This is a genomic window from Sphingomonas sp. URHD0057 (genome assembly GCF_000620665.1).
GTDB lineage: Bacteria > Pseudomonadota > Alphaproteobacteria > Sphingomonadales > Sphingomonadaceae > Sphingomicrobium.
Genome location: NZ_JIAU01000005.1, coordinates 681,687 through 696,402 on the forward strand (window position 1 = coordinate 681,687; position 14,716 = coordinate 696,402).

The 14,716-nt window shown below is 65.8% G+C and carries 24 protein-coding genes and 1 pseudogene; 24 read left to right on the forward strand and 1 reads right to left on the reverse strand.

What is annotated here, in order from left to right; genetic code table 11:
* The first annotated feature begins 261 nt into the window (after positions 1 to 261).
* From rplD to N539_RS0103870, 23 genes and pseudogenes are all read left to right on the forward strand, one after another.
* Positions 262 to 888 carry a 50S ribosomal protein L4 gene (gene rplD, locus N539_RS0103760; RefSeq protein WP_028969185.1) on the forward strand — a complete coding sequence of 209 codons (627 nt, stop codon included), beginning with the start codon at positions 262 to 264 and terminating at the stop codon, positions 886 to 888.
* Positions 881 to 1,201, forward strand: a complete 321-nt coding sequence (locus N539_RS0103765) for a 50S ribosomal protein L23 (RefSeq protein ID WP_028969186.1) — start codon at positions 881 to 883, stop codon at positions 1,199 to 1,201. Before rplD ends, N539_RS0103765 begins: the two co-directional genes overlap by 8 nt.
* Positions 1,201 to 2,037: a 50S ribosomal protein L2 gene (gene rplB, locus N539_RS0103770; protein ID WP_028969187.1), complete on the forward strand. Its 837-nt coding sequence runs from the start codon at positions 1,201 to 1,203 to the stop codon at positions 2,035 to 2,037. The genes N539_RS0103765 and rplB overlap by 1 nt, the downstream gene beginning before the upstream one ends.
* Positions 2,038 to 2,040: 3 nt before the next feature.
* The gene (gene rpsS / locus N539_RS0103775) at positions 2,041 to 2,316 is read left to right on the forward strand and encodes a 30S ribosomal protein S19 (protein WP_028969188.1); all 276 of its coding nucleotides are present in this window, start codon (positions 2,041 to 2,043) and stop codon (positions 2,314 to 2,316) included.
* Positions 2,316 to 2,693: a 50S ribosomal protein L22 gene (rplV, locus tag N539_RS0103780; RefSeq protein ID WP_037551810.1), complete on the forward strand. Its 378-nt coding sequence runs from the start codon at positions 2,316 to 2,318 to the stop codon at positions 2,691 to 2,693. The genes rpsS and rplV overlap by 1 nt, the downstream gene beginning before the upstream one ends.
* A gap of 1 nt (position 2,694) precedes the next feature.
* A complete protein-coding gene (gene rpsC, locus N539_RS0103785) occupies positions 2,695 to 3,408 on the forward strand; it encodes a 30S ribosomal protein S3 (RefSeq protein WP_028969190.1) in 714 nt (237 codons plus the stop codon).
* 20 nt (positions 3,409 to 3,428) lie between these two features.
* Entirely contained in the window at positions 3,429 to 3,863 is a 435-nt protein-coding gene (gene rplP, locus N539_RS0103790) for a 50S ribosomal protein L16 (RefSeq protein ID WP_028969191.1), read from the forward strand.
* 1 nt (position 3,864) lies between these two features.
* Positions 3,865 to 4,086: a 50S ribosomal protein L29 gene (gene rpmC, locus N539_RS0103795; RefSeq protein ID WP_028969192.1), complete on the forward strand. Its 222-nt coding sequence runs from the start codon at positions 3,865 to 3,867 to the stop codon at positions 4,084 to 4,086.
* Between the two features lie 13 nt (positions 4,087 to 4,099).
* Positions 4,100 to 4,345 (forward strand): annotated as a pseudogene (gene rpsQ / locus N539_RS18915) (30S ribosomal protein S17); the annotation flags it as partial.
* Between the two features lie 175 nt (positions 4,346 to 4,520).
* Positions 4,521 to 4,889, forward strand: coding sequence for a 50S ribosomal protein L14 (rplN, locus tag N539_RS0103805; RefSeq protein ID WP_028969193.1), 369 nt, complete (start codon positions 4,521 to 4,523; stop codon positions 4,887 to 4,889).
* Positions 4,889 to 5,209, forward strand: coding sequence for a 50S ribosomal protein L24 (gene rplX / locus N539_RS0103810; protein WP_028969194.1), 321 nt, complete (start codon positions 4,889 to 4,891; stop codon positions 5,207 to 5,209). Before rplN ends, rplX begins: the two co-directional genes overlap by 1 nt.
* A gap of 166 nt (positions 5,210 to 5,375) precedes the next feature.
* Positions 5,376 to 5,951 carry a 50S ribosomal protein L5 gene (rplE, locus tag N539_RS0103815; protein ID WP_037552073.1) on the forward strand — a complete coding sequence of 192 codons (576 nt, stop codon included), beginning with the start codon at positions 5,376 to 5,378 and terminating at the stop codon, positions 5,949 to 5,951.
* 32 nt (positions 5,952 to 5,983) lie between these two features.
* Positions 5,984 to 6,289 (forward strand): 30S ribosomal protein S14, encoded by a 306-nt coding sequence (gene rpsN, locus N539_RS0103820; RefSeq protein WP_028969196.1) that lies wholly within the window; start codon positions 5,984 to 5,986, stop codon positions 6,287 to 6,289.
* 13 nt (positions 6,290 to 6,302) lie between these two features.
* Positions 6,303 to 6,698 (forward strand): 30S ribosomal protein S8, encoded by a 396-nt coding sequence (rpsH, locus tag N539_RS0103825; RefSeq protein ID WP_028969197.1) that lies wholly within the window; start codon positions 6,303 to 6,305, stop codon positions 6,696 to 6,698.
* Positions 6,698 to 7,234: a 50S ribosomal protein L6 gene (gene rplF / locus N539_RS0103830; RefSeq protein WP_028969198.1), complete on the forward strand. Its 537-nt coding sequence runs from the start codon at positions 6,698 to 6,700 to the stop codon at positions 7,232 to 7,234. Before rpsH ends, rplF begins: the two co-directional genes overlap by 1 nt.
* Before the next feature lie 3 nt (positions 7,235 to 7,237).
* A complete protein-coding gene (gene rplR, locus N539_RS0103835) occupies positions 7,238 to 7,591 on the forward strand; it encodes a 50S ribosomal protein L18 (RefSeq protein ID WP_028969199.1) in 354 nt (117 codons plus the stop codon).
* A 2-nt stretch (positions 7,592 to 7,593) separates the two neighbouring features.
* Positions 7,594 to 8,412, forward strand: coding sequence for a 30S ribosomal protein S5 (gene rpsE / locus N539_RS18920; RefSeq protein ID WP_081774157.1), 819 nt, complete (start codon positions 7,594 to 7,596; stop codon positions 8,410 to 8,412).
* A 6-nt stretch (positions 8,413 to 8,418) separates the two neighbouring features.
* On the forward strand, positions 8,419 to 8,601 hold the full coding sequence (rpmD, locus tag N539_RS0103845) for a 50S ribosomal protein L30 (protein WP_028969201.1): 183 nt from the start codon (positions 8,419 to 8,421) through the stop codon (positions 8,599 to 8,601).
* Positions 8,602 to 8,659: 58 nt separating this feature from the next.
* On the forward strand, positions 8,660 to 9,196 hold the full coding sequence (rplO, locus tag N539_RS0103850; RefSeq protein WP_028969202.1) for a 50S ribosomal protein L15: 537 nt from the start codon (positions 8,660 to 8,662) through the stop codon (positions 9,194 to 9,196).
* Positions 9,197 to 9,318: 122 nt separating this feature from the next.
* Positions 9,319 to 10,683, forward strand: coding sequence for a preprotein translocase subunit SecY (gene secY / locus N539_RS0103855; RefSeq protein WP_028969203.1), 1,365 nt, complete (start codon positions 9,319 to 9,321; stop codon positions 10,681 to 10,683).
* Positions 10,684 to 10,708: 25 nt separating this feature from the next.
* Positions 10,709 to 11,359 carry an adenylate kinase gene (locus tag N539_RS0103860; protein ID WP_028969204.1) on the forward strand — a complete coding sequence of 217 codons (651 nt, stop codon included), beginning with the start codon at positions 10,709 to 10,711 and terminating at the stop codon, positions 11,357 to 11,359.
* A gap of 33 nt (positions 11,360 to 11,392) precedes the next feature.
* The gene (locus tag N539_RS0103865) at positions 11,393 to 11,914 is read left to right on the forward strand and encodes a hypothetical protein (RefSeq protein WP_028969205.1); all 522 of its coding nucleotides are present in this window, start codon (positions 11,393 to 11,395) and stop codon (positions 11,912 to 11,914) included.
* 138 nt (positions 11,915 to 12,052) lie between these two features.
* Positions 12,053 to 12,292, forward strand: coding sequence for a hypothetical protein (locus tag N539_RS0103870; RefSeq protein ID WP_028969206.1), 240 nt, complete (start codon positions 12,053 to 12,055; stop codon positions 12,290 to 12,292).
* 6 nt (positions 12,293 to 12,298) lie between these two features.
* On the opposite strand, the gene N539_RS0103875 is transcribed toward N539_RS0103870, so the two are convergent.
* Positions 12,299 to 12,796: a dihydrofolate reductase gene (locus N539_RS0103875; RefSeq protein WP_028969207.1), complete on the reverse strand. Its 498-nt coding sequence runs from the start codon at positions 12,794 to 12,796 to the stop codon at positions 12,299 to 12,301.
* A gap of 45 nt (positions 12,797 to 12,841) precedes the next feature.
* On the opposite strand from N539_RS0103875, the gene N539_RS0103880 reads away from it, so the two are divergent.
* Positions 12,842 to 14,257 (forward strand): FAD-binding oxidoreductase, encoded by a 1,416-nt coding sequence (locus N539_RS0103880; protein WP_028969208.1) that lies wholly within the window; start codon positions 12,842 to 12,844, stop codon positions 14,255 to 14,257.
* Positions 14,258 to 14,716 lie beyond the last annotated feature (459 nt).

Genomic DNA, 14,716 nt, shown 5'->3' on the forward strand with positions numbered 1-14,716 from the left:
AGACCGAGGAAGTCGAAGTCCCGGCCGCCGGCCTGGTTGACGACGCCGCGGTCCACGAGATGCCGGCGCTGCCGAGCGACGAGGAAGTCGCCGCGATCGCCGCCGAGCAGGAAGCCGGCGCCGCCGCTGAGGCGCAAGCCGCCGAGGCAGCCGAAGCTGAAGCCGCCGACGCCGCCCAGACCGAAGAAAATGAAAAGGCCAGCGCGGCCGAGGACAGCGTCAAGCCTGTTCCCGACGCCGACGAAGGCAAGGAAGGCTAAGATGAAGGTCAAGGTACAGACCCTCGACGCCAAGGCTGGCGGGGACATCGAGCTCAAGGACGACATCTTCGGGGTCGAGCCGCGCGCCGATATCCTGCACCGTGTCGTCACCTGGCAGCTCGAGAAGCGTCGCGGCACTGCCCGAGCCGCCCGCGAGCGCTCGGAAGTCGCGCGCACGGGCAAGAAGTTCGGCCGGCAGAAAGGCGGCGGTACCGCTCGTCACGGCGATCGCCGCGCACCGATCTTCGTTGGCGGCGGCAAGGCGCACGGACCTCGCGTTCGCGACTTCAATCCGTCCCTCAACAAGAAGATTCGGACGCTCGGCCTCAAGATGGCATTGTCGTCCAAGGCTCAGTCGGGGCAGCTGTTCGTGCTCGACAATCTCGACGTCTCCGAGGGTAAGACCAGGGAATTGCGCGAGAAGCTGGGCAAGCTCGGCTTCGGCAAGACCGCGCTGGTGATCGACGGCGACGCTCTCAACGTCAGCTTCGCCCGCGCTTCGTCCAACCTTGGGAGCATCGACCTGCTCTCCGCGGTCGGTGCGAATGTCTATGACATCATGCGGCACGAAACGCTGGTCCTGACCCGCGCCGCGGTTGAAAAGCTGGAGGCCCGGTTCAATGGCTAAGAAGCCTCAACAGGCGACCGACGTGCGCCACTATGACGTCGTGCTCGCGCCGCACATCACCGAGAAATCGACGATGCTGTCGGAGCAGAACGCGGTCGTCTTCAAGGTCGCGCCGGGCGCGTCCAAGCCGGAGATCAAGGCCGCAGTCGAGGCGCTGTTCGGCGTCAAGGTCACCGGGGTCAACACCATGGTCACCAAGGGCAAGTCCAAGCGCTGGAAGGGCAAGGCCTATCAGCGGTCGGACGTGAAGAAGGCGATCGTCACGCTGGCAGAAGGCCAGTCGATCGACATTACGGAAGGGGCGAAGGCGTAATGGCTCTCAAGCAATATAAGCCGACCTCCCCGGCCCGCCGCGGACTGATCCTCGTCGACAAGTCGGCGCTGTGGAAGGGCAAGCCGGTCAAGGCGCTGACCGAAGGCAAGCGCAAGACGGGCGGCCGCAATAACAAGGGTCATGTGACGTCGCGCGGCATCGCCGGCGGCCACAAGCAGAAGTATCGCTTGATCGATTTCAAGCGCCGCACCTGGGACGTGGCCGCGACGGTCGAGCGGATCGAATACGATCCCAACCGCTCGGCGTTCATCGCGCTCGTCAGCTACGAGGGCGGCGAGCAGGTCTACATCCTCGCTCCGCAGCGCCTGGCGCCGGGCGACAAGGTGATCGCCGGCAAGAAGGTCGACGTGAAGCCGGGCAATGCCATGGAGATCGGCCAGATGCCGGTCGGCACCATCGTCCACAACGTGGAGATGAAGCCGGGCAAGGGCGGGCAGATCGCGCGCGCCGCCGGGACCTATGTCCAGGTCGTCGGCCGCGACCGCGGGATGGTCATCGTCAGACTCAATTCAGGCGAGCAGCGGTACATCCGCTCCGACTGCATGGCGACGGTGGGCGCGGTGTCGAACCCCGACAACGGCAACCAGACCCTGGCCAAAGCCGGCCGCACGCGGTGGCTGGGCAAGCGCCCGCTGACCCGCGGCGTCGCCAAGAACCCGGTCGACCACCCGCACGGCGGCGGCGAAGGCCGCACTTCGGGCGGACGCCATCCGGTCACCCCGTGGGGCAAGCCAACCAAGGGTGCCCGCACCCGTCACAATAAGTCGACCGACAAGTTCATCATTCGGTCGCGTCACGCGAAGAAGAAGGGTTAAGTCATGGCCCGTTCCGTCTGGAAAGGTCCGTTCGTCGAGCTTTCGCTGCTGAAGAAAGCGGAAGCCGCGCAGGACAATTCGAAGCGCGCGCCGATCAAGACCTGGTCGCGCCGCTCGACGATCCTGCCGCAGTTCGTCGGCCTCACCTTCAATGTCTACAACGGCCGCAAGTTCGTGCCGGTGTCGGTCAATGAGGACATGGTCGGGATGAAGCTCGGCGAGTTCGCTCCGACGCGCACCTTCCACGGCCACGCGTCCGACAAGAAGGGCAAGCGCTGATGAGCAAGCCGGTTGCACCCCGTAAGGTCGGCGACAAGGAAGCCCTGGCCGTCGGCAACACCATTCGCGGTTCGGCGCGCAAGCTCAACCTGGTCGCGGGCCTGATCCGCGGCCGCAAGGTTGAGGAAGCGCTGAACATCCTCCGGTTCTCGCCCAAGGGCATGGCCGAGGACGTGAGCAAAGTGCTCGCTTCCGCGGTCGCCAACGCCGAGAACAACCACAACCTCGATGTCGACGCGCTGATCGTCGCCGAGGCGAGCGTCGGCAAGTCGATCTCGATGAAGCGCTTCGCGACCCGTGCGCGCGGCCGCTCGTCGCGGATCGTCAAGCCGTTCAGCCGCATTCGGGTCGTCGTCCGCGAGCAGGAAGAAGCGTAACATGGGTCAGAAAACCTCTCCCGTCGGGCTGCGCCTGCAGATCAACCGGACCTGGGACAGCCGCTGGTACGCCGAGGGCGCGGACTACGGCCGGTTGCTCCTCGAGGACCTCAAGATCCGCCGCTCCATCATCGAGAAGCTGCCGCAGGCCGCGATCTCGAAGGTGGTGATCGAGCGTCCGGCGAAGATCTGCCGCATCTCCATCTATGCCGCGCGCCCCGGCGTGATCATCGGCAAGAAGGGCGCCGACATCGAGAAGCTGAAGCGCGAGCTGCAGAAGATGACCAGCTCCGAAGTGAGCCTGAACATCGTCGAGATCCGCAAGCCGGAGATCGATGCCAAGCTCGTCGCCCAGGGCGTCGCCGACCAGCTCGAGCGCCGCATCGCCTTCCGCCGCGCGATGAAGCGCGCGGTGCAGTCGGCGCTGCGCCTCGGCGCCGAGGGCATCCGCATCACCTGCGCCGGCCGTCTCGGCGGCGCCGAGATCGCGCGCACCGAATGGTACCGCGAGGGCCGGGTTCCGCTGCACACTTTGCGCGGCAACGTCGATTACGCCGAGGCCGAAGCCCACACCGCTTATGGCGTGTGCGGGGTCAAGGTGTGGGTCTTCAAGGGTGAGATCCTGGGTCACGACCCGCTCGCTCAGGACCGGCTGATGATGGAGGCTCAGACCTCCGGCGTCCGCCCGGCGCGCGAAGAACGCGGCAACCGGTAAGCGCGAAGGACACATAAGACATGCTGCAACCCAAGCGCACCAAGTTCCGCAAGGCCTTCAAGGGCCGCATCCATGGCAATGCCAAGGGCGGGACCGAGCTCAACTTCGGCGCCTTTGGCCTCAAGGCCATGGAGCCGGAGCGGATCACCGCGCGTCAGATCGAGGCCGCGCGCCGCGCGATCACGCGTCACATCAAGCGCTCCGGGCGCTTGTGGATCCGCATCTTCCCCGACGTTCCGGTGAGCTCGAAGCCGGCCGAAGTCCGCATGGGCTCAGGCAAGGGCTCGCCCGAATTCTGGGTCGCCCGGGTCAAGCCCGGCCGCATCCTGTTCGAGCTCGACGGCGTCCCCGGCAGCCTCGCCAAGACAGCGTTCGAGCGCGCGGCGGAGAAGCTGCCGATCAAGACCAAGGTCGTCGCCCGCCTGGGCGAGAGCCTGGTCGAGGAGGAAAAGTAACATGGCCGCCAAGGACGATCTCAAGGTCCAGACCGACGACCAGCTGCAGGTGCAGCTTGGCGATTTGAAGCGCGAGCAGTTCAACCTGCGCTTCCAGTCGGCGACCAACCAGCTCGAGAAGCCGAGCCGTGTGCGTCAGGTGCGCCGCACCATCGCGCGCATCAAGACGGTTCAGAATCAACGCGCCCGCGCCGCCCAGCAATCCGCTGCGGCGAAGGCGTAAGGAGACTAAAGGAATGCCAAAGCGCGTCCTCACCGGCACCGTGGTGTCCGACAAGGCCGACAAGACGGTGGTGGTCCGTGTCGAGCGGCGGGTGAAGCACCCGCTGTACGGCAAGATCATCAAGCTGTCGAAGAAGTACCATGCTCACGACGAGGCGAACGCCTTCAAGGCGGGCGAGCAGGTGCGCATCGAAGAGTGCGCCCCGATCTCGAAGCTGAAGACGTGGACGGTGCTCGACCGGATCGGTGCTGCCAAGGCGGTGGCGATCGAGATCACCGAGCCCGACGCGCTTCAGCCCGAGGCCGAACCGAGCAAGCCGGCGGAAGAGAAGAAGGCTGAGAAGCCACCCAAGGCCAAGGCAGCGAAGAAGGCCAAGGCCGAAGACGTCGCCGAAGCGGACGCCTGAGAAGATTTGAGAGGATAAGGGTCGAACCATGATCCAGATGCAGTCCAACCTGGACGTTGCGGACAACAGCGGCGCGAAGCGCGTTCAGTGCATCAAGGTGCTGGGCGGCTCCAAGCGGCGCACCGCGGGCGTCGGCGACATCATCGTCGTCAGCGTCAAGGAAGCGGCGCCCCGCGGCCGCGTGAAGAAGGGCGACGTTCACCGCGCGGTGATCGTCCGCACCGCCAAGGACATCCGCCGTCCCGACGGTTCGGTGATCCGCTTCGATTCCAACGCCGCCGTGCTGGTCAACAAGAACGAGGAGCCGATCGGCACCCGTATCTTCGGCCCGGTCGTGCGCGAGCTTCGTGCGCGCAAGCACATGAAGATCATTTCGCTCGCCCCGGAGGTGCTGTGATGGCCACTCAGAAGATCAAGAAGGGCGATCGCGTCGTCATCCTGTCCGGCAAGGACAAGGGCAAGACGGGTGAAGTCATCCGCTCGATCCCGAAGGACATGAAGGTCGTGGTGTCGGGCGTGAATGTCCACGCGCGCCATCGCAAGCCGTCGCAAACGAGCCCGCAGGGCGGGATCGAACGCAAGGAAGCGCCGCTGCACGTGTCGAACGTGGCGATCGCCGACCCGAAGACCGGAGCGCCCACCCGCGTCCGCTTCGAGGAGCGTGACGGCAAGAAGGTCCGCGTCGCGGCCAAGTCCGGAGAGTTGATCCATGGCTGACAAGGAAAAGAAGGTCGACGAGGCGCAGGAGCCCGTGACCGAGCAGGTTGAGCAGGTCGAGCTGGTCGGCGAGGCCAAGAAGGCCGAAGCCGAGGCGATCGAGGCATTGCCGAAGGTCGAGGAGGCGTCCGTGCCCCAGGCCGAGAAGCCGGCCAAGGCCGCGACGGTGCCCAAGGGCTACAAGCCGCGTCTGAAGAGCGACTATGAGGATCGTATCGTTGCGGCGATGATCGAGAAGTTCGGCTACAAGAACAAGCTCGAAGTCCCCAGGCTCGACAAGATCGTGATCAACATGGGCGTCGGCGAGGCGACCCAGGACAAGAAGCGGGTCGAGACGGCAGCCGCCGAAATGCAGCAGATCTCCGGCCAGAAGCCGGTGATCACCAAGGCGAAGAAGTCGATCGCCCAGTTCAAGCTGCGCGAAGGCATGCCGATCGGCTGCAAGGTCACCCTGCGCCGCGACCGCATGTTCGAGTTTCTCGATCGTCTCGTGACGGTCGCGCTGCCCCGCGTCCGCGACTTTCGGGGCCTCAACCCCAGGTCGTTCGACGGCCGCGGCAATTACGCGATGGGTCTCAAGGAGCAGATCATTTTCCCCGAGGTCAACTACGACCAGATCGACAAGGTTCGGGGAATGGACGTCATCATCACCACGACCGCGAAGACGGACGACGAGGCGCGCGAACTGCTGCGTCTCTTCAACTTTCCCTTCCCGGCCGAGGAGCAGCGGCAGGCCGCGTGAGCGGTCTGCCCGTTAGGAGAAGAACTTAAGTCATGGCGAAACTGAGTTCGATCAACAAGAACGAGCGGCGCAAGAAGCTCGTTCAGAAGAATGCGGCGAAGTACGCGAAGCTGAAAGCGATCGCGGACGATGAATCGCGCGACGATACCGAGCGGCTGATGGCCCGGCTGAAAATGGCCGAGCTGCCGCGCAACGGGAACCCGACGCGCGTCCGCAACCGCTGTGAGCTGACCGGCCGCAGCCGCGCATATTATCGCAAGTTCCGCCTGTCGCGGATCATGCTTCGGGAGCTGGCCAACAAAGGCCTGATCCCGGGCGTCGTTAAGTCCAGCTGGTAAGGAGGATCATTAGATGGCGATGACCGATCCTCTGGGTGACATGCTCACCCGCATCCGCAACGGCCAGCAGGCGAAGAAGGATTCGATCCTGACGCCGGCCTCGGCGCTGCGCAGCCGTGTGCTCGACGTGCTCCAGCGTGAAGGCTACATCCGCGGCTATTCGGAAGAAGTGCTGGCCGGGCAAAAGGGCCTGCGCATCGAGCTTAAGTATTTCGAGGGCCAGCCGGCGATCCAGCACCTGGCGCGCGTGTCGAAGCCCGGCCGCCGCGTCTATTCGGCGGCGCGCGAGCTGCCGCGCATCCGCAACGGCCTCGGCACGATCATCGTGTCGACCCCGCGGGGCGTGCTGAGCGACGCGGAAGCGCGCGATCAGAACGTCGGCGGCGAAGTCCTGGCGGAGGTGTTCTGATGTCCCGCATCGGCAAGAAACCGGTCGCTCTTCCCACCGGCGTCACCGCGACGGTCGAGAGCGGCGTGCTGACCGTGAAGGGGCCCAAGGGCACGCTCGCGATGCAGCTGCTCGACGATCTCGTGAAGTATGAGATCGCCGAGAGCGAAATCCGCGTCACTCCGATCACCAACGCCCAGCGCAACCGCGCGGCATGGGGCATGCAGCGCACCAACGTGCAGAACCTCGTCACCGGCGTGACCGAGGGCTTCACCAAGGTGCTCGAGATCACCGGCGTCGGCTACCGCGCCCAGGCCCAGGGCAAGAACCTGCGTTTGCAGCTCGGCTACAGCCACGACGTGAACTTCCCGGTTCCCGAGGGCATCGAGGTCAAGACTCCCGATCAGAACACGGTCGAGATCACCGGCATAGATCGCCAGCAGGTCGGCCAGGTCGCGGCCGAGATTCGGCGCTGGCGCAAGCCCGAGCCGTACAAGGGCAAGGGCATTAAGTATCGCGGCGAGTACATCTTCCGCAAAGAAGGCAAGAAGAAGTAAGCCATGGCAATCCTCTCTCTCTTCGATCGCCGCCGCCGCCGGGTGCGCACCGCGCTTCGCGCCCGCGCTTCCGGCAAGCCGCGCCTGTCGGTTCACCGTTCGGGCCGTCACATCTACGCGCAGGTCATCGATGACGCCGCGGGCAAGACGCTGGCGTCCGCTTCGAGCCTGGACAAGGATCTCAAGGCCAAGACCGGCGCGACCCGCGACCGCGCGGCCGCCGTCGGCAAGGCAGTTGCCGAGCGGGCCAAGAAGGCCGGCGTCTCCGCGGTCGTGTTCGACCGTGGCGGCTTCCTCTTCCATGGCCGCGTGAAGGCCCTCGCCGACGCCGCGCGCGAAGGCGGACTGGAGTTTTAAGAATGCAAGACGAGAAACAGCAGGGCAACGAGGCCAACACCGATCCGGCTGCGGCGGTCGCCGAGGCGACTCCGGCCCAGGCCGAGCAGGCTGCTCCGGAAGCACCGGTGCAGGCTGCACCGGCTGAAGCTGCGCCGCCTGAAGCTGCACCGCCCGAACACCGTGGGCGCGGTCCTCGCGGTCCGCGGGGCGGCGGCGGCGGTGGCCGTGGTCGCGGCGGCGGAGACCGCGGCGGCCGTGGCCGGCGCGACGACCGTCGTGGCCGTGGCGGCGACGATGACGGCGGCGAGGAGCTGATCGAGAAGCTCGTCCACATCAACCGCGTCTCCAAGACGGTGAAGGGCGGTAAGCGCTTCGGTTTCGCAGCGCTGGTCGTGGTCGGCGACGGCAAGGGCCGCGCCGGGTTTGGCCACGGCAAGGCGCGCGAAGTGCCTGAGGCGATCAGCAAGGCGACCGCGGCGGCGAAGAAGGCGATGATCCGCGTTCCGCTGCGCGACGGCCGCACGCTTCACCATGACGGGCTCGGTCATTTCGGAGCTGGCCGTGTGACGGTCCGTACGGCTCCGGCCGGCACCGGCATCATCGCCGGCGGCCCGATGCGTGCGATCTTCGAAAGCCTCGGCGTTGCCGACGTGGTCACCAAGTCGGTCGGCACGTCCAACCCGTACAATATGATCCGCGCGACCTTCGAAGCGCTCAAGGAGCAGACCAGCCCGCGCTCGGTCGCTCAGCGGCGCGGCAAGAAGGTCGCCGACCTGCTCGGCCGCGGCGGCGCCAGTGCTGTCGAAGCTGAGGCCCAGGCCGAAGCGGTGGTGGAGTAAGCTGACATGGCCAAGATCAAGATCATTCAGACCGGATCGCCGATCCGGCGCGACAAGACCCAGCGCGCGACGCTGGTTGGGCTGGGCCTGAACAAGATGCGCAAGAGCATCGAGGTCGAGGACACGCCGGAAGTGCGCGGACAGGTGCGCAAGGTCGCGCATCTGGTGAGCGTCGAAACGGCAGCCTAACCCATCCATCTGGCCCCTCGCGGGGCGCGCGCGACAAAAGCGAAAGCGAGTGCAAGACATGAAACTCAACGAACTCAGCGACAACCAGGGCGCCCGCAAGGGTCGCATGCGGGTCGGCCGGGGCATTGGCTCGGGCAAAGGCAAGACCGCCGGCCGCGGCCAGAAGGGCGCCAAGGCGCGCTCGGGCGTGTCGATCAACGGCTTCGAGGGCGGCCAGATGCCGCTCCACATGCGGCTGCCGAAGCGCGGCTTCAACAACATCTTCGCCCGCGACTATGCCGAAGTGAACATCGGCGCGGTCCAGAAGGCGATCGATGCCGGCAAGCTCGACATCAAGGGCGCGCTCGACCATGCGGCGCTCAAGGCTGCCGGCCTCGCGCGCGGCGGCAAGGACGGCGTCCGCCTGCTCGGCAAGGGCGAATTGAAGGCCAAGCTCAATCTCAAGGTCGCCGGCGTGTCCAAGGGCGCGCGGGAGGCGGTCGAGAAGGCCGGTGGCTCGATCGAGATCATCGAACGCAAGAACCCCGCCGAACTCGCCGCCGCCAAAAAGGGCAAGGTGCGCGCGGCGCGGATCGCCGCCAAGGCTCAGGCCTGATCCGTCATTGCGAGCGGAGCGAAGCAATCCAGCAACAGCAGTGGATTGCTTCGTCGCTCCGCTCCTCGCAATGACGGTTGCGCCGCTTATATGAGCGCCAGCGTTTAGAGGATTTCTACTGAATGGCATCCGCAGCCGAACAACTCGCTTCCAGCATCAGCCTGTCCAGTTTCGCCAAGGCGACCGAGCTTAAGAAGCGGCTGTGGTTCACCCTCGGCGCGATGGTCCTGTTCCGCCTGCTGTCGTTCGTCCCCGTTCCCGGCATCGATCCGGTGGCGATGAACGCGCTCTACCAGACCCAGAGCGGCGGCATCCTCGACGTCTTCAACACCTTCTCCGGGGGCGCGCTCGAACGCTTCAGCATCGTCGCGCTGGGCGTCATGCCGTACATCACGGCATCGATCGTCGTTCAGCTCGGTGCCACCCTCTACGGTCCGTGGCAGGCGCTGAGGAAAGAGGGTGAGACCGGGCGCAAGCGCCTCAACCAATATACCCGCTACCTGACCGTCGCGATCACGCTCGTGCAGGGCTATCTCGCCGTGCGCGGGCTCGAGTCCCAGGGGCTCAAGCAGGGCATCCAGGCGGTCGTCCAGCCCGGCCTCCTGTTTGAGCTTGCCGGCACGATCAGCCTGGTCGGCGGGACCATGTTCCTGATGTGGATCGGCGAGCAGGTCACCAGCCGCGGCATCGGCAACGGCGTCTCGCTGATCATCATGGCGGGCATCGTCGCCCGCCTTCCGCAAGCGGTGGCTCAGCTCCTCGAAGGCAGCCGCTCCGGCTCCATTAGCGGCGTCGTCGTCGTCGGCATCGTCATCCTTTCCGCCGCCCTCATCCTCGGCATCTGCTTCATGGAGCGCGCCCAGCGCCGGGTCCTCATCCAATATCCCAAGCGGCAGACCGCCCGCGGCATCCAGCAGGAGCGCTCGCACCTGCCGATCAAGCTCAACACCGCCGGTGTCATCCCGCCGATCTTCGCCTCGTCGCTGCTGTTGATGCCGCTGACGATCCTGCAATGGGCGGGGCGCGGCGTCAGCGCCGACAGCTCGAGCAGCGATTGGCTGATCACCATCAGCACCTATTTGCAGCACGGCTCGCCGGCGTACATGACGCTGTATGGCGTCGGCATTGCCTTCTTCTGCTTCTTCTACACTGCGGTTCAGTTCAACAGCGAGGAAACCGCCGACAATCTGAAGCGCCACGGCGGCTTCATCCCCGGCATTCGCCCGGGCAAGGCGACCGAGCATTATTTCGACTATTTGCTCAACCGCATCACCGTGGTCGGCGCAGCCTACCTCGTCATCATCTGCCTGATCCCGGAGATCCTGTCGGCGCAGGCGGGCCTGAATTTCCGGCTCGGCGGCACCAGCCTGCTGATCGTGGTCAACGTCACCATGGACACGGTAAGCCAGATCCAGAGCCACCTGATCGCGCACCAATATGGCGACCTGATCAAGAAGGCGAAGCTCAAGACCACGCGCAGGCGCTAAACCCGGCTGGAAGGGGAGCCAGTCAGTGAACATTATCCTGTTGGGCCCGCCCGGCGCGGGCAAGGGAACGCAGGCGGCGCGGCTGCAGGCGACGCGCGACATGGTCCAGCTGTCGACCGGCGACATGCTGCGTGAAGCGGTCGCCGCCGGGACCCCCGTCGGCCTCCAGGCCAAAGCGGTCATGGAGCGCGGCGAGCTTGTCAGCGATGCCATCGTCAGCGCCTTGATCGGGGAGCGCCTCGACGCTGCTTCCGGCAAGGGCGCGATCTTCGACGGCTTTCCGCGCACCCGGGCGCAAGCCGAGGCGCTCGACCTGTTGCTGACCGAACGCGGCCGCAGCCTCGACCATGTGATCGAGCTCGCGGTCGACGAGGAGGCGCTGGTCCGCCGCATCACCGGCCGTTTCAGCTGCGCCCGCTGCGGCACCGGCTATCACGACCAGTTCAAGCCGCCCAAGATCCCGGGTCAGTGCGACGCCTGCGGCTCGACCGAGTTCGTCCGCCGCAAAGACGACAACGAGCAAACGGTGCGCACCCGCATGGCCGAATATCGCGCCAAGACCGAGCCGATCCTGCCATATTACGAGGCGCGCGGGCTCGTGCGCCGAGTCGACGGCATGGCCTCGGTCGACGAAGTCGCGGCGCAGATCGACGCAATTCTGGACGGCGCCCCCTGATCGCGGCATCCTCGCCGCAAAGGGGAGGGGCCGTTGAAATATCTCGCCGCAATCGCACTGCTAGTCGCTTCGCCGGCCGCGGCCGAAGTCGTCAGCGCTTCGTCGAACGGCTTCGAGGTTCGCCACACCATCAATCTCGTGGTTCCGGCGAATATTGCCTTTCAGTCCTTCGCCGATCTTCCGCGGTGGTGGGACCCGGAGCACACCTACAGCGGCAAATCCTCCAACCTCAGCTTCAACCTTTCGCCCGGCGGTTGCTTCTGCGAGCGATTCTCCGATGGCGGCGGCATCGAGCACATGCGCGTCGCTTACCTCGAGCCGGGCAAGCGCGTGATCCTGACCGGGGCGCTCGGCCCTTTGCTCTATGAGGCGACGACGGGCGTCATGGACGTCCAGGTCAAGACCGCGGCCGGCGGTTCGCAGCTGACGCTCGACTATCGGGTGGCCGGCTTTGCCGCCGGCGGCGCGGACCAGCTTGCGCCGGGCGTCGATCAGATGCTTGGCGAGCAGATGAAGCGGCTGCGCACCTATGCCGCGGCGCGTCCACGTACGTAGGCCTCCGAAATTTACGAACCTCGCTCGGCCCAGAAACTGTCTGCGACACATCCCCTCGTTCATCGAAAAGACTCGACGAACGATTGACTTAGCGAATATCGTCCGCCCACTGACCGCCAGTCCGAGTGGGGAGTTTCGATGGTCGCTTATCTTTTCTTTGTGGCAGCCGCCGCCGCCAGTCCGGTAACGACGGATAGTCCTCCGCCGGCCAAGAAGGAGAAGATGATCTGTAAATCAGACAGCTTCGTCGGCTCCCACGTGTCACGGCGAATCTGCAAGACCGAAGCGGAATGGCGGGCCGGCAAGGAAAACGCCAAGGATACGCTCAACGCGATCGGCAGGGGCGGCGACTACAGAATCAAGACGGGTCCGAACTAATAGATCCTAGATCGATTCTCGCTCCAGCGTCACGAAACGATATGGCAAGCCTTCCGCCGAACTGAGAACCTCTGACTCGTCGGTTGTCCGCCAGGCGTTGATCGCACGCGGGTCAGACATGTAGGTGTCGCCCGGCACATCCTCGAGAACCTCGGTCAGCTCGATCCGGTCGGCGAGCGGCAGGAATTGCGCAAAAATATCCGCGCCGCCGATCACGGACACAGGCTCGCCCGCCGCGAGCTCCAGCGCCTCGTCGCCGTCGCTGGCCGCCTCCGCGCCCTCCGCGCTCCAGTCACGATCGCGCGTCAGCACGATGTGGCGCCGGCCCGGCAACAGCCCCGGCAGGCTTTCAAACGTCTTGCGGCCCATGACCATCGCACTGCCCATGGTCAGCGCCTTGAAGCGCTTCAGGTCCTCCGAAATATGCCATGGCAGCTTGCCACCGCGGCCGATCACGCCGTTCCTGGCGCGGGCGACGACGAGAGTGATGCGCGGCTTGTCCATGCGCTCGCTTTGACGACACCGGCGGCTCGTGCCAAGCGCCGGCCAATGGACGCGCAAGGTCAGATGATCGCCGCGGCCGAGCAAAAACTCGGTCCGAAAGGCGTGATCACCGACGCCACCGCGATCGAGCCATGGATCAGCGACTGGCGCGGCCGCGTTCACGGCGTCTCGCGCGCGATCCTCACGCCGAGCTCGACCGAGGACGTCGCCGCGATCGTCCGGCTTGCCGCCGAGCATGGCGTGCCGCTCGTGCCGCAGGGCGGCAACACCGGAATGGCGGCCGGTGCGACGCCGCCCCCCGACGGCTCGGCGCTGCTGCTCTCGCTCAGGCGTATGAACAAGATTCGTTCGATCAGCGCCGAGAACCGTCTGGCCGTGGCCGAGGCCGGTGTGATCCTCGCCGACCTCCACGAACGCGCGCAGGCGCTGGGCATGCGGTTTCCGCTGACGCTCGGCGCCCGCGGCAGCTGCACCATCGGCGGCCTTACCTCGACCAATGCCGGCGGCACGCAGGTGCTGAGGTTCGGCACCATGCGCGCGCTCGTCGCGGGCGTCGAAGCGGTGCTGCCCGACGGCTCGATCCACGACGGCCTGTCGGGCCTCAAGAAGGACAACCGCGGCTACAGCCTCGACCAATTGCTGATCGGCGCGGAAGGGACGCTCGGGGTTGTCACGGCGGTGGCGCTGCGGCTGGTGCCCGCGGTCGCATCGCGCGCAGTCGCCTGGGCCGGCGTTGCCAGCCCTCAGGCGGCGCTCGACCTGCTCCGCTTCCTCGATGCGCGGACCACCAGCATCGAAGGGTTCGAGCTGGTCCCGCAGGATTCGCTCGATCTCGTGCTGAAGCATGTGCCCGGGACCAGGACGCCCCTCGCCGGCGCTCACCCGTGGCACGCGTTGATCGAAGCGACGACCGTCGATCCCGATCACGACATCAACGGAGAGGTCGAGGCGCTGCTCGGCGCCGCGCTTGACCAGGAGCTGATCGGCGACGCCACGATCGCCGCCAACGAGGCGCAGGCCGAGGCGTTCTGGAAGATCCGCGACATGATCTCCGAGGCGGAACGCGCCGAGGGCGACACACTGGCGCACGACATCTCGGTGCCGGTCAGCGGCATGCCGCGCTTCATCGTCGAGGCCGCGGCCGAGGTCGAGCGGGCCTTTCCGGGCCTCGCCGCCAGCGGCTTCGGACACCTCGGCGACGGCAACATCCATTTCCACGTTCGGGCCGGCAGCCATGCCGCGCCGGACTGGTTTGACGCGCAAGGCGCGGCGATCACGCGCCTGGTCAACGATCTGGTGACCGCCGCCGGCGGCTCGATCTCGGCCGAGCACGGCATCGGCCAGCTCAAGCGCGCGGAGCTCGCGCGCCTGGCGCCGCCCGGCCGAATCCACGCCCTCCAGGCAATCAAACACGCGCTCGACCCCCTCGGCATCATGAACCCGGGGAAGCTGGTGCCTTAGCTCGGACGTGCGGGCGGCGCATCGGGGTTCTAAATGGCAGTTTTCGACCCATTCCTGCCATTAGCGACATTCGCTAGTAATGCCGCGTGTCACCAATGATCGTTCAAGAATCTCGCCTTCAAGCAATCGGACGACTAGCCCTCTGCGTTGCCTTTGTCGGGGTCTGTTTGTGGACGCTCAGCAGGCCTGCGGCGTCAAACCTTCAACCGGCCGAAGCGACGAAAGCCGCCATATTCTTGCGCGTCGGAATGGCGTTTTTTGGCCTTCTGGCATTGCGGTATCTTTGGGCCGCGTGCTTTCCTGGCACTCTCACAATTGACGCCGAAGGTATCACTCAGAACCTCGGTTGGAGGCGATTGCACTGGGCGTGGAACGACATCGACCAGACAGAGGTAATCCGAACCGCTGCGGGGCTAGTCAGCGCATGTCTGATTTATCCTCGCGTCGGTGGACGTGTCA

Bases quoted from the DNA above. Each gene is read 5' to 3' on its own strand.
- rplD (WP_028969185.1), top strand. From the start codon at position 262: ATGAAGGTCAAGGTACAGACCCTCGACGCCAAGGCTGGCGGGGACATC.
- N539_RS0103765 (WP_028969186.1), top strand. From the start codon at position 881: ATGGCTAAGAAGCCTCAACAGGCGACCGACGTGCGCCACTATGACGTC.
- rplB (WP_028969187.1), top strand. From the start codon at position 1,201: ATGGCTCTCAAGCAATATAAGCCGACCTCCCCGGCCCGCCGCGGACTG.
- rpsS (WP_028969188.1), top strand. From the start codon at position 2,041: ATGGCCCGTTCCGTCTGGAAAGGTCCGTTCGTCGAGCTTTCGCTGCTG.
- rplV (WP_037551810.1), top strand. From the start codon at position 2,316: ATGAGCAAGCCGGTTGCACCCCGTAAGGTCGGCGACAAGGAAGCCCTG.
- rpsC (WP_028969190.1), top strand. From the start codon at position 2,695: ATGGGTCAGAAAACCTCTCCCGTCGGGCTGCGCCTGCAGATCAACCGG.
- rplP (WP_028969191.1), top strand. From the start codon at position 3,429: ATGCTGCAACCCAAGCGCACCAAGTTCCGCAAGGCCTTCAAGGGCCGC.
- rpmC (WP_028969192.1), top strand. From the start codon at position 3,865: ATGGCCGCCAAGGACGATCTCAAGGTCCAGACCGACGACCAGCTGCAG.
- rplN (WP_028969193.1), top strand. From the start codon at position 4,521: ATGATCCAGATGCAGTCCAACCTGGACGTTGCGGACAACAGCGGCGCG.
- rplX (WP_028969194.1), top strand. From the start codon at position 4,889: ATGGCCACTCAGAAGATCAAGAAGGGCGATCGCGTCGTCATCCTGTCC.
- rpsN (WP_028969196.1), top strand. From the start codon at position 5,984: ATGGCGAAACTGAGTTCGATCAACAAGAACGAGCGGCGCAAGAAGCTC.
- rpsH (WP_028969197.1), top strand. From the start codon at position 6,303: ATGGCGATGACCGATCCTCTGGGTGACATGCTCACCCGCATCCGCAAC.
- rplF (WP_028969198.1), top strand. From the start codon at position 6,698: ATGTCCCGCATCGGCAAGAAACCGGTCGCTCTTCCCACCGGCGTCACC.
- rplR (WP_028969199.1), top strand. From the start codon at position 7,238: ATGGCAATCCTCTCTCTCTTCGATCGCCGCCGCCGCCGGGTGCGCACC.
- rpsE (WP_081774157.1), top strand. From the start codon at position 7,594: ATGCAAGACGAGAAACAGCAGGGCAACGAGGCCAACACCGATCCGGCT.
- rpmD (WP_028969201.1), top strand. From the start codon at position 8,419: ATGGCCAAGATCAAGATCATTCAGACCGGATCGCCGATCCGGCGCGAC.
- rplO (WP_028969202.1), top strand. From the start codon at position 8,660: ATGAAACTCAACGAACTCAGCGACAACCAGGGCGCCCGCAAGGGTCGC.
- secY (WP_028969203.1), top strand. From the start codon at position 9,319: ATGGCATCCGCAGCCGAACAACTCGCTTCCAGCATCAGCCTGTCCAGT.
- N539_RS0103870 (WP_028969206.1), top strand. From the start codon at position 12,053: ATGGTCGCTTATCTTTTCTTTGTGGCAGCCGCCGCCGCCAGTCCGGTA.
- N539_RS0103875 (WP_028969207.1), bottom strand. From the start codon at position 12,796: ATGGACAAGCCGCGCATCACTCTCGTCGTCGCCCGCGCCAGGAACGGC.
- N539_RS0103880 (WP_028969208.1), top strand. From the start codon at position 12,842: ATGGACGCGCAAGGTCAGATGATCGCCGCGGCCGAGCAAAAACTCGGT.